This is a genomic window from Shewanella sp. SG44-6, assembly GCF_014164185.1.
Classification (GTDB): domain Bacteria; phylum Pseudomonadota; class Gammaproteobacteria; order Enterobacterales; family Shewanellaceae; genus Shewanella; species Shewanella vesiculosa.
This window is the reverse complement of the sequence record NZ_JACJER010000130.1, coordinates 1-12,473: the sequence shown is the minus strand read 5'-3', so window position 1 is coordinate 12,473 and position 12,473 is coordinate 1. Positions and strand designations below refer to the sequence as shown.

8 protein-coding genes and 1 pseudogene are annotated in these 12,473 nt (G+C 40.5%); 4 read left to right on the top strand and 5 right to left on the bottom strand.

What is annotated here, in order from left to right:
* Positions 1 to 177: 177 nt before the first annotated feature.
* The 4 genes from H5185_RS18105 to H5185_RS18090 all read right to left on the bottom strand — a co-directional run bounded on the left by H5185_RS18105 (position 178) and on the right by H5185_RS18090 (position 4,992).
* The gene (locus H5185_RS18105; RefSeq protein ID WP_182742790.1) at positions 178 to 1,992 is read right to left on the bottom strand and encodes a hypothetical protein; all 1,815 of its coding nucleotides are present in this window, start codon (positions 1,990 to 1,992) and stop codon (positions 178 to 180) included.
* Between the two features lie 148 nt (positions 1,993 to 2,140).
* Positions 2,141 to 2,773: a response regulator transcription factor gene (locus H5185_RS18100; protein WP_182742789.1), complete on the bottom strand. Its 633-nt coding sequence runs from the start codon at positions 2,771 to 2,773 to the stop codon at positions 2,141 to 2,143.
* A gap of 356 nt (positions 2,774 to 3,129) precedes the next feature.
* Complete coding sequence (gene rluF / locus H5185_RS18095) at positions 3,130 to 4,011, bottom strand: 23S rRNA pseudouridine(2604) synthase RluF (RefSeq protein WP_124017359.1); 882 nt, start codon at positions 4,009 to 4,011, stop codon at positions 3,130 to 3,132.
* Between the two features lie 132 nt (positions 4,012 to 4,143).
* Positions 4,144 to 4,992: a DUF72 domain-containing protein gene (locus H5185_RS18090; RefSeq protein WP_182698611.1), complete on the bottom strand. Its 849-nt coding sequence runs from the start codon at positions 4,990 to 4,992 to the stop codon at positions 4,144 to 4,146.
* A 267-nt stretch (positions 4,993 to 5,259) separates the two neighbouring features.
* On the opposite strand from H5185_RS18090, the gene H5185_RS18085 reads away from it, so the two are divergent.
* On the top strand, positions 5,260 to 8,307 hold the full coding sequence (locus H5185_RS18085) for a transglycosylase domain-containing protein (protein WP_182742788.1): 3,048 nt from the start codon (positions 5,260 to 5,262) through the stop codon (positions 8,305 to 8,307).
* A gap of 80 nt (positions 8,308 to 8,387) precedes the next feature.
* Here the strand turns inward: H5185_RS18085 and H5185_RS18080 are convergent, their stop codons facing one another.
* Positions 8,388 to 8,828 carry a DUF3429 domain-containing protein gene (locus H5185_RS18080; protein WP_124017362.1) on the bottom strand — a complete coding sequence of 147 codons (441 nt, stop codon included), beginning with the start codon at positions 8,826 to 8,828 and terminating at the stop codon, positions 8,388 to 8,390.
* 313 nt (positions 8,829 to 9,141) lie between these two features.
* Here H5185_RS18080 and H5185_RS18075 point away from each other — a divergent pair, with 313 nt between their 5' ends.
* From H5185_RS18075 to H5185_RS18065, 3 genes and pseudogenes are all read left to right on the top strand, one after another.
* A complete protein-coding gene (locus tag H5185_RS18075; RefSeq protein ID WP_182723418.1) occupies positions 9,142 to 9,627 on the top strand; it encodes a GNAT family N-acetyltransferase in 486 nt (161 codons plus the stop codon).
* Positions 9,628 to 10,088: 461 nt separating this feature from the next.
* On the top strand, positions 10,089 to 11,345 hold the full coding sequence (locus H5185_RS18070; RefSeq protein WP_182742787.1) for a DEAD/DEAH box helicase: 1,257 nt from the start codon (positions 10,089 to 10,091) through the stop codon (positions 11,343 to 11,345).
* Between the two features lie 227 nt (positions 11,346 to 11,572).
* Positions 11,573 to 12,349, top strand: a pseudogene (locus tag H5185_RS18065) (PhoX family protein); the annotation flags it as partial.
* Between the last annotated feature and the right edge of the window lie 124 nt (positions 12,350 to 12,473).

Sequence of the window (12,473 nt, the reverse complement as noted above, 5' to 3'; positions counted from 1 at the left end):
AGAAAGAACCTTAAACGTGCCCATAAGATATTCAAACATCATCAGGGTTACAGATTGATTATTACTTTTGATGTTTGTTTTTATATTAAACATTCAAAAGGATGTTTTTCTGCGGAATGAATAAATCCCCATGAGCTAACGCTATGGGGATTTTACATTAATATCAGTCTGCTACCTTTATTGACCGAAAATCAATGGATTAACTTGGTCGTAAAGGTGTTGATACAAGGTTTGGGTAAACCCTGCGTTGTTATCAAACGTTACCGAGACATTATTTGCTGTAGACGCTTGCATTGCTTTATTGAGTTCAACTTTAATCAGTTGTTGATCATCAAGTACAAAGTAGTCTGGATACACGTATTGTTGTGCAGAGCCTTCGACGATTTCTGCCACTTCAATTAATAACTGATCACTTGGGCTATTGCTTTTAGTCATTTGAAAACGTTGTTCAATACTGCCGTCACTATCAAGTAGTGCAATAGTTTGATTTTCTTCATCGATGCGAATGTTATCAGGAAAATAAAACTTAAATAAGATTTCCGCCATAATAGTAGTAGAGAGCGTTTCTTCAGTCACAAAGCTTGATAGCTCATAAGTTTCATAATCATCAACGACACGACACATTACGTCTGCGGATTGAGTCACGGTTAATCGGTATAGGGTATCAGGCCAGGTTAATGTATCTAACTTTAATATTTCTGGGGCCATATTTAAAACCGATTGCCAATAATCACTCGTATTAGCGTTAGTCACTTTATCGATATCAATAGTAATAGGTACATACGTACCAGAGTATACAGTGTTGTAGGTATTACCAGTAATTGTGGGTTCAATTATTGGACCATTATCTTCGGTATACCAGCGTTTATCTGTTTTATTCCAGCACTCTGTTATTATTTCATTTCCCTCATCTAATGAAGCTTCAAAAGCTAGCGCCTGATTAGGTTGAACCGCAACCCAAGAGAGTGTTTTGGTATTGTCGGCATTTTGTATTGAAAACGCATTCATATCAGCCGACATGGTCAATGATAATGTATTGGTAAAGCCTTTTTCGTTGATGATATTACCCAGCACAATATCCCAATCGTTTTGGGACAAAATACGTGAATCAATAGGTAACTCTGTAAACCCTAATGCGATCGCAGCGTCACTAAACAGTATGTTGGCTGCGAGAGTATATATATCAGTTGAGAAAAACTCTTCTGCTGAAAGGCCGCTGGCGCTTAGTTTTTGCCAAAGTTCCAAATATGTAGCTGCCAGAATTTTCTCTGCTGCAATTAAGTTGGGTATTTGGGTTGCAATGACTTGCTGTAAATAGGCAATTGCGTACTCGAGGCGGGTAAAGCTTGTTTTAGCCGATGCATCAGCAGAAACAGAATATAAGCTTGCTGCATCTAATTGATATAAGATTGCTAATAAAGCATCTAACTCAGTCGATAGCTGATCAATTTCGCTGTCAGACAAACTTTGATTTTTCATCTCTATTACACGAGAGAGTTTAATATGTGTCAGGTTGTTAATCGCACCATTGTATTGTGGACTAGCGATTAATGTGCCTTTCCCTGCATCACTAACGATAGCTTTTGGCGCAGAACGGTTGGTTGGATTTTTAATATTCAGCGCCAAAGAGCGTGCTTGAATTGCTTGAGTTGCCGTTGCTGCTTCCCAATTAGCCACTAAATAATAATCTGGTGTTTCGACTTCACTTTTCCAGTCTATTTGGTAGTTACCGTCAACATCTGTAATCGTAAAAGGTTCATCATTATCACAGGCCAAGTTTTGGTTTAAATCGGCACAAACAGTCGCACCAGATAATGCACCTTGATATACCGCGAGACCGATTACTTGGTGATTGTATTCTGATACAGGCGGCGTAGTTGGTGTGCCAGAGTCTGGTTGAGTTATTCCGGTATTAGTATCATCGTCAGATGAACCGCAACCGATTAAGAGTGCGCCAGAGATCAATATGGCTAATATGCTTTTATGGTGCATTAATGTGTCCTTACATTATGGATGAAGTGTTGTTAAAACAATGAAAATATCTAATGTTAAATATTAAGTGAGCCTAACAATGTATCGTTTAATTGATACATTGTTAGGCGCACTTTTTAAGTATTAACTGGAGTATTAAATAGGGGAATCAGCCAGCAGCGAAGGCAAATAATTGGCCGCGGTTTTTAATCTTGGTCTTTTTATAAATATTTTGGACGTGCATTTTGACTGTGTTAACCGAAATGTTGAGCTCTTTGGCCATTTCTTCGTTGGTTAATCCATGCAGTATGAGTGACAAGACTTGTTGTTCTTTTTTGGTGGTGACCGCAAGTATTTTGGCGCGATTACCTGATGATGGAATACGCTTTCTTTGCAAGATATATTTGGATACCGCTTTGGGGTGGAAGCTGATTTCTCCATCTTGTACTTTTTTGATACTTTGTATTTGGTGGGCTATATCGTCATTGACACTGATTGCACCATGAAATCCTGATGAAATAAGAATGACTTCTAATTCCGCATTTAATGCAGGACAAAATGCGATATGCAAATCATTTTTAAATAATTCGACGCATAAATAGCCAATATCTTGTAATGGATTTTCAAGATAATGAACCATAATATTGGTGTCATTTTCCAGACTAGACGCGTTGGATAATTCTGATAATGCATCACTAGCACTAGTCGGAATTAAGTTAAATTGGATAAGGTTCGCAAGGTGCTGAAATTGCCCATGAAGAAGGACAGGGAAATCTACAATTAGAAGGTTATTGTTGAACATGTCACATTCCTTGTTTAAAAACACAGCGTCCTGTTGCTGTCATCTATCAGTCTTTATCGTAATAAAGCGGGTAAAATTCTAGCATATCTAACATAAATAAAAAAACCATTCTGTATTAATTTTGATCAACATTATGCATATCAAATGTTTATCTCTATAAATACATAATCAAACACTAAGTGCTTATATTAATTGTTTTTTATATAAAACTGGCTTTTTTAAATTTGGTACAATCTCAATTCTACAGCATTACAACCTTTTTGAATACTGTAAAATGATTAATTTACAGACTGAAGATATCTTAAGTGATATGTCATTTATGCTGTAGTAAATGTGAGTTTTGCAAGCCCTTGAGTTTAGCGTTTCGGTTTTCTTGAGTGGCTAACTTTACCTTTGTTTGCTGTCGGCTTTTTAGGCTTAGCTCCTCTATTTTGCATAAAATGCTCAGGGCCTTCAATTTTATCTCGTAAGCTTTGGGTGGGCTTTTTCTTGGCTTTTTTTGGGGCGTTTTTGACCTCTGACGAGGAATGCTCAATTAATTTCATTAAGGTACTGAGTTCTTGCTCATCTAAATCGCGCCATTCTCCCACTGGCAACCCTTTGAGCGACACGTTCATAATCGATTGGCGTTCAAGTTTAGTGACTTCAAAGTTGAAGTGTTCACACATCCTGCGGATCTGACGATTAAGGCCTTGGACTAATATAATTTTAAATACAAATGTTGAAACTTGTTCAACTTTGCACTTTTTAGTGATGACCCCTAGCATGGGCACACCCGCTCGCATTCCTTGTAAGAAGGCTTCTGTGATAGGTTTATTAACGGTGACCACATATTCTTTGTCGTGATTATTACCGGCTCGGAGGATTTTATTAACTAAATCACCATTGCTGGTAAGAAAAATTAATCCTTGCGAATCTTTGTCTAAACGACCAATTGGAAATACACGTTCGCTGTGGTTAACAAAATCGACAATGTTATCACGCTCGGAGTTTTCAGTAGTGCTCACAATACCCACAGGTTTGTTGAGTGCAATAAACACTAAGTCCGCTTCATCTCGAGGGGCGATATCATGGCCATTCACTTTTACTTTATCGCCGAATTCGACACCGTCACCAATTTTGGCACGCTTACCATTGATAAATACATTACCTTGTTCAATATAGCGGTCTGCTTCACGACGTGAGCAAATACCACTCTCACTAATGTACTTATTTAGACGGGTTGCAGATTCACTCATAGTGGTTCCTTTAACAATATAAACGGGCGGTATGGCTAAGCTAGATCGGCGCAAATAATATCATAAAAGACAATATTCTGTTCACCGCTATTTGTGCCTTAGTATGCTGTTGGTGTTGGATAAAAGTGAATGTTACAAATCAAAGCCCATTTGCGTTGTGCTGTGCTGATGCTGCGGTAATAAATTGATATCTGGCAGCGGCGATGCACTGTGTGTTAGTTGCTGTTGGAGTAAGCGGTATAAATCTACCGCAAGTTGCGGTGCCGCATGATTATCTGGAGTGTGGACAAACAAATAAGGCTGCTTACCTTGAGCTATCCAAAGTGGTAACTGTTTAAGCCAGTTTTGGAAAAAATGTACGTTGGCTTCATCTTGTGGGTGACCAATAAAGCGCACCACTGGATTGTTGGCGGTAGCAATAGCGTGTACAGGTACTCGGGGCTTTTTTTTATGGGCATCAATGACGGCAGGTGTAGTTGGTGCGGCGGCAAAAACCGGCCGAGTGTCCATAATAATTCGATTACAATGATGGGTGATAAGCAAACGGTTTAATGCTTGTTCCGCTTCTCCTTTGGCAAAAAAAGCACTGTTACGTACCTCTACGCCATAAGTTAACCCTTGAGGAACTTGAGTTAAAAATTGTGCTAATTGCGGTAACGATTGCGGCCCAAAGCTGGCGGGAAGTTGGATTTTCCATATCCCAGTGCGAGTAATCAGTGGTTCCATGACGTTGAAAAAATGTTTCAAGGCAGGACCTGTATGTTGTAGCTGTAATTCGTGCGTAATCTGCTTGGGCAGTTTAAAGGTAAAACTAAAATTGTCATGGGTTGCTGCGTACCAATTTTGCACGTTTTGTAACGATGGTATGGCATAAAAAGTGGTGTTACCTTCGACACTATTAAATATTTCTGCATAGCGTGCTAGCCGGTGAGCTTGGCTATTACCGTAGATAGTTTGTTGCCACTGATTTTGTGACCACATGGCCAAACCTAGTCGCAATGGTGGATACTGTGTGTGCGATATGTTGTTATCCAAAACAATCCTTAGACTTGATAAATGCTTCTTGTGTCAAAACAGCGATATTGTGGTAATAAACGTTTAAAAAACAATATTTAGTTATTTTGTCTATATCTAATGGCTTTACCCATCTGATAAAATTAACACAATATACATCCGCGATGTGTTTAACATATCAACGACAAATAAAATGGTGCGTTATTGTGATCTTATGCGTTAGATGGAGAGTTCGTGTCTAGTCCAAATACAGACAGTCAGTTTGACAATTATCGGCCTAAAACGTCTCCCGCCAAACCGCTACCGGTTCGTCGCAGTAAAGCGGGTTGGCTGTTGATAGTATTATTATTAGCAACCGCTTATCTGGTCGAGTTTGAGGTAAGAACATCGTATTATCAATCTTATTTTTTGCACCAATATGCCAGTAAGTTAACCTACAAAACCCGAGATTATCGCAGTGATGCGGTCATCTATCCGCAATATGGTCCGTTTGATGAGCGCCATGGTTACAGTCAATTACCGAAGAAAATTGCTCGATTAATTGAGCGCAATTACCAAATTACTCAGCAAGTCGCGTTTTCGCCGATGTTGATGGATTATACCCAAAAAGGTTTTTTCCCGCCGTATCATGAAAAAGCTCAATCAGGGTTAAGTATAAAAGATTGTCGTGACATGACGGTATTCGACTTCTTGTACCCTAAACGTGTTTATCGAGATCAAGATAAAATTCCAGACCAAGTGGTTAACACTTTGTTGTTTATTGAAAATCGAGAAATGTTAAGCCCTGAAGCTAACTATAATCCTGTCGTTGATTGGCCTCGATTTGTGTTGGCTGCAGCAAGCCAGGTTGCGGATATTTTTGGTGCTGATATGTCTAAAGCTGGTGGTAGTACCTTAGCCACCCAAATTGAAAAATTTAGGCATTCAAATCATGGCTTAACCTTAAGTATTAAAGACAAATTACTGCAAATTGGTTCGGCCATTGTACGAGTGTATCAGCAAGGCGAGAGCACTGTTGGCGCTCGGCATCGCATAGTACAAGATTATCTCAACACAGTACCATTATCATCGGCTCCCGGTTTTGGTGAAGTCCATGGTATTGGGGATGGTTTATGGGCTTGGTTTAAAACTGATTTTAATCAGGCCAACCAATTACTATTGAGCCGTCATACACCACAAAATGGTGCTCAGCGTGGCGAGGTGTTTCGTCAAATCGTGGCACTGATGATCGCCCAACGTCGGCCGTCATATTACTTACGCCAAGGTCATGATGATTTAGAGTCGCTTGTAGACAGTTATTTGCGTTTATTGGGTGGCGATGGCTTGATTGAAACGCAATTGATGGTGTCTGCTCTTGAGCAAAAACTAACATTTAATAATAGTAAGTTGGCAGTCACTAACTTGCCTAGCAATAAAGGGGTTAATGCAGTAAGAATCCGCACCGCGGGCATGCTCGACTTAAGTTTGTTTGATCTTGATCGCTACGACTTATCGATTAAGAGTACATTTCATGGCGACTTACAGCAGCAAGTTAGTGATTACTTACGCAGCTTAGCTTTTGAGCCAAATGCACAGCGCATAGGATTATTGGGAGAACGTCTACTGTCGGTACCGCAGTTAGACAAAGTGCTCTACAGTTTTACTTTATATGAAAGCACCGATAGTGCTAATCGCGTCCGCATTCAAACCGACAGCATTGATCAGCCGTTTGATATTAATGAGGGCAGTAAATTAGAGTTAGGCTCGACAGCGAAACTGCGAGTACTAGCCACATATTTAGACATTATTGCAGAGTTACAACAGCGATTTTCAGCAATGACAGTGGTTGATTTACGCCAAGTGGATGTGGAGCGCAAAGACAAAATTACCCGTTGGGTGGTCGATTATTTAATTACCACCCGTGACCGTAATTTAACCCGGATGTTAGATGCCGCTCTTCAGCGCGAATATTCGGCCTCACCAGAAGAACGATTCTTCACTGGCGGCGGTTTGCATGTATTTAACAATTTTAATAAGAAAGAAGACAGCCGCGTACCAACCTTATATCAAGCGTTACAAGAATCGATAAACTTACCCTTTGTGCGCTTAATGCAAGATATTGTTAATTACAGCAGTAGTTATAATAGTGAAGGCAGTGTGTCACAGTTACTGCGTAATGATAAAGATCCTCGTCGAGAAGAATACCTCAAAGCATTTGCTAAACGGGAAGGCAGTTCGTTTGTAAAACGTTTTTATCGTAAGTATCGTCACTTAACGCCAGAACAGCGCCTTGATATGTTTTTTGATGGTATTCAGCAACAGGAACAAAAGCTAACTGCCGTTTATCGTTATTTAAAACCCTATGACGGGGTCCGTGAGTTAACAGCCTTTTTAACTGAGCGTTTACCGAGCAAAACATTTACCGATAAACAAATTAATCTGTTATACAGCAAGTACGGCGAAGAAAAGTTTAATCTGGCTGATCAAGGTTATATTGCTCGGGTTCATCCATTGGAGCTGTGGGTGTTACGTTATTTAAATGACTACCCACAAACCGAATTGACCCAAGTATTAGATGACGCGCAGCCACAATTACAAGAAGTGTATCGTTGGTTGTTTAGAACTCGTCATCAAAATGCACGTGATGTTCGAATTCAAGTGATGCTAGAAGTCGAAGCATTTTTAAGTATTCATCAGCGCTGGGTGAGAATGGGTTATCCATTTGATTATATGGTGCCATCATTAGGCTCGGCTTTAGGGAGCTCCGGTGATAGGCCTGCAGCCTTGGCGGAGCTAATGGGTATTATTCAAAATGATGGCTATCGTTATCCCACTGTGAGAATTGACCAATTACAGTTTGCAGAAAATACGCCCTATGAAGTGACATTGGCTAATAACAAGCAAACAGTATCCAGAGTGATGCATCAAGAAGTCGCTCGGGCCCTTAAACGGGCGTTGGCTAATGTGGTTGAAAATGGAACTGCCAGAAGGCTTAAAGGCAGCTTGCTAGATAGCAACGGCCAACCTGTGGTTATGGGCGGTAAAACCGGGACTGGTGATAACCGTATTGCGACTGAAATTCGTAATGGTCGTAAAGTGTCTTCAACGGCAATAAACCGTACTGCGACATTTGTGTTTTATTTGGGCGATCATCATTTCGGAACTCTAACGGCGTTTGTGCCAGGAGAGAAGGCCGACGATTTCAGCTTTACTTCCGCACTGCCATTACAAGTGCTTAAAGGTATGATGCCTATTTTAGCGCCAATGATAAATCAAACTGAGCAGTGTCAAACTGGCTTATAGTGGGTTTATAAGGTGTCTTTGAGTCAGCTAGAAAAAAGCTCATGCGAATAAGCATGAGCTTTTTAATTAATTCAATGGCATTAAACACTAAAGAGGCTCAGCATCACCACAATATGACATACTACCGCGACACTGGTTAATATTGTGCGTAATGTGATGTAGCTGGTGGTGGTTGATAATTGTTTAGCTTTAAATTCAACATAAAGTAAGTACAGATAACCACTGACGAGCAGAATAAGTGCGGACAATACAAAGGGGGTTAATAGTGCAATCCAGCATCCAAGAGCGATTATGTTACTAATAATCAGTAATTTGGCTATATTGTCATCTAAGGTTAATATGACTGCCTTGCCCCAAAGTGTACCGGCAACAAAGCTTAAAATTACAGCACTATAGCTAACAAACCCTAACATAGTCATTTCGGGTGCTAATAGGCTATGATTGAATGCCAATACACTGAGAATAATAAAAGGTAATAGGCCTGCAAAGCCTAACCATTGCCATGTTTTAATGCTGTTCATCCTGTGTTCCTTAAATGCATGTTGATACGACAACTCATCGTCATAGTGCGTCGATGAATAAACATAACCTCAGCGCTGGATAATAAACGGTTATCAAATTACCCTTTGAGCCACTATCTACCCTGTATCGACTTATAATAGGCAAGTTATTGATGTGTCAATATGCCTTGTTAGTGCAATACGCGGCCAGTTTGTTATTACAAACTTGAAATAAAACCGTTTTTTAACGATTTATCCCATCTCTTATTCAGAGTTGAGGTTATCTATAATATAAATGATCTTGGTGACACAACATAGAAAAGGCGAACCCGAAATGAATATTTCTCTTCATCCCATTACTGAAGCAGATTTAGATATATTGTTTGAATTTGAGAACGACCCTATTGCGAATAAAATGGCTGATTTTCCAGCGCGTAAACGCAAGGCTTTTAATGCACATTGGCAGCAAAAAATATTGGCCAATGAGAAAGCCACCGCCCAAGGTATTTGGCTAGATGATGTGCTAGTGGGTAATGTTCTATCATGGATCAATACCGACCCGGCAGCAAAATCTGATCCTCAAATGCGTTTAGTTGGCTATTGGATTGGCCGTGAATATTGGGGCCAAGGTATTGCTACCAAAGCGTTAGAAATGTTTTTAAAGCAATTTATATCGACCCCTGTATTTGCTTACATCGATAAGCAAAACCAAGCGTCACTAGCACTAGCGTATTCAAATGGATTTTTCGACGTCACCGCTCAATATCCCAAGCTAATTAGCAAAGATAATTTACGTTTATTTAGGCGTGGTAATGTGTAATATGCTAGCAGTTTAATACTTACCACCTGATCCACCGCTTCAACTGCCACTTATTAGCGTGCTTTTTGGCAGTATTTTCAGCCTGAGATGTTTTAGTCTCTGTTGCATCAGTGTCATTGATTTTAGATGCTACATTGTTAACCAGTTCAGTTTGCTTGGCAGGCTTGAAAATACCGCTCATTAGCAAGAAGTTCACCGTTTCGCGAGCTCATGGCAACATTTAGTGAAAACATCGTTGTAATGAATAAAGCTGCTGATTATTTTAATGTCTTCAGCTGTATATGTCAGATTCATTTCACTCAGTATTTTCTGTCACAATAGGTTCATTGTACTGAAGATGTGTTCAGCATCGTATCAAACGGCTAGTTTCATTAACCACAATCCATATAATCAAAACATAGAGCCTTTGTTTTCACCAGAATGAGCGTGATAAACTGCGCATCCACCTGTTTGGAGTTTTTATGTCTTTTGCAGATTTGTCGCTACATCCCATCTTGATCGATCGTTTAGTTGAGCTTAATTATCAGCAGCCTACACCTATCCAGTTACGTGCTATTCCGATTATTTTAAGCGGTAAAGATGTGATGGCGGGGGCACAAACTGGTACGGGAAAAACGGCCGCTTTTGCTTTGCCTTTACTGCACCACATTTTAAGCAAGCGCACAGTACCAACAACACCAGAAACCCCCAATACCAAGGCCGTCATTAGCTGTTTAGTGTTAGTACCAACGCGTGAACTGGCCCAACAGGTTCAGTCGAGTATCGAGCAATATGCTAAAGGCAGTGATATTGGCTGTGTGATGGTTTATGGCGGGGTGAGTATTGGTGCGCAAATACAACAGTTAGCCGCAGGTACTGATATTTTAGTGGCAACACCAGGGCGTTTATTGGACTTATTACGTAAGCGCGCATTGTCGTTGTCGCAGTTAACTCATTTAGTATTTGATGAAGCTGATCGCATGTTGGACATGGGTTTTAAAGATGAAATAGTCGAAGTACTTAAGCGTTTACCAAGTGCCCGGCAAACTCTGTTGTTTTCAGCCACGTTAGATGACCGTATGCTCAGTTTTAGTCGCCGTTTATTACGATCGCCACAAGTGATTGAAGTGGCCCAACGCAATGTTACAGCCAGCAGTATTGTTGAGCGGGTATTTAATGTTGATGCCAAACGAAAGTGCGCCATCTTGTGTCATTTAATTGCCCAAGAAGGTTGGCAACAAAGTTTAATATTTTGTCGCACCAAACAAGGCGCCGACACACTGGTAAAGCAAATGAAACAAGCGGGAGTTGCAGCAGAAGCATTTCACGCAGACTTATCACAAGCAGTGCGCGAGCAAGTATTGGCCGCCTTTAAAGCCGGCGATGTCACCGCATTAGTTGCCACTGATGTTGCGGCCAGAGGACTCGATATTAACGAATTAAATTATGTAGTTAATATGGAATTGCCGTTTCAAGTTGAAGATTATGTCCACCGTATCGGCCGAACAGGCAGGGCCGGTAAGCCAGGGCAAGCCATTACTTTACTCAGTGTTGATGACGAACCGTTATTGATCAAACTTGAAGTTTTTTTAGATCGACGTTTACCACAACAATGGTTGGCGGGATTTGAGCCTGATCTTGATGTGATCGCTCCGCTAACCCGTAAAACCACTAAGTCTTCATTAAAACAACAAGCGCGTAAAAAGGCGTTGGCAGCATCTCACGGTAAAAAGCGTTAAAAATCTATTTTATTCGCTGAATCGTGATGTGTTATTTAGCCGCCTATTTAATATTAAAATGAGTATCTGAAAATCATCACATTTGGCGGTGTGGTGATTGTCTTTTTATTGCCACATTTTTGTCATCCAGTTTGTACCTTGTTGTCACATTAGACGCTTATCTTAACTGACAAATAATTATACCTACATTTAATCAGTTATTTTCAGAGCATATCTAAGGACTATTTATGAGCAAGGCGACATTTGATCCAACTCGTTTTAACAACAGCAAAAATACACCTTTCAATGAAGTGATGGAAAATCATTTATCGCGTCGTAATTTTGTTAAGCGTGGTTTAGGCCTTAGTGCGATGACTGCGTTTGGTGGGTTCGGGTTAAGTGCTTGTGGTTCTGATAATAATTCTGCAGTAGAAACGCCAACAACGCCTACCGCACCAGTTACGCCAACTCCACCGCTTAAAAGCTCAGCAGTATTAGGTTTTGAGTCTATTGCGGGTACTAAAACTGATGCAGTAGCAATTCCTGCAGGGTATTCAGCTTATGTATTAGCACCTTGGGGAACGCCGTTAAATACCAAAGCAGCAGCCTGGAAAGCCGATGGCAGTAATACCGCAGTAGATCAAGAAAACTCAGTCGGGATGCACCATGATGGCATGCATTTCTTTCCGCTTAACGATGCCGCAGATGATGGTTTATTGTGTATCAACCACGAATACATAGATGAAGATGCTCTGCATCCAAATGGTCCGACGTATAGCACTGATGGCAAGCGCACAGTAATTGATGAAATACGTAAAGAAATCAATGCTCATGGTGTTTCTGTTGTACGAATTAAATTAGTTAGCGGTATTTGGCAAGTGGTTGAAAATGACCGCCACAACCGCCGTTTTACAGCAGCAACTGTGATGGATATAGCAGGGCCATTAGCATACAGCTCATACCTTGAAACCCGCTATTCACCAGATGGTAGCCAAACGCGCGGTACGTTAAATAACTGTGGTAATTGATACTCATTGAGCCTCCTCCCTAGCAAGCCGCATCAGCGGTATGCTTAAGGTGACTAAACCAACAGGAGAAAGCTCAATGAGATTTTATAATAACTCACATCCATACTACTGTGGTATCGAT

Bases quoted from the DNA above. Each gene is read 5' to 3' on its own strand.
- rluF (WP_124017359.1), bottom strand. From the start codon at position 4,011: ATGAGTGAATCTGCAACCCGTCTAAATAAGTACATTAGTGAGAGTGGT.
- H5185_RS18105 (WP_182742790.1), bottom strand. From the start codon at position 1,992: ATGCACCATAAAAGCATATTAGCCATATTGATCTCTGGCGCACTCTTA.
- H5185_RS18090 (WP_182698611.1), bottom strand. From the start codon at position 4,992: ATGTGGTCACAAAATCAGTGGCAACAAACTATCTACGGTAATAGCCAA.
- H5185_RS18070 (WP_182742787.1), top strand. From the start codon at position 10,089: ATGTCTTTTGCAGATTTGTCGCTACATCCCATCTTGATCGATCGTTTA.
- H5185_RS18075 (WP_182723418.1), top strand. From the start codon at position 9,142: ATGAATATTTCTCTTCATCCCATTACTGAAGCAGATTTAGATATATTG.
- H5185_RS18100 (WP_182742789.1), bottom strand. From the start codon at position 2,773: ATGTTCAACAATAACCTTCTAATTGTAGATTTCCCTGTCCTTCTTCAT.
- H5185_RS18080 (WP_124017362.1), bottom strand. From the start codon at position 8,828: ATGAACAGCATTAAAACATGGCAATGGTTAGGCTTTGCAGGCCTATTA.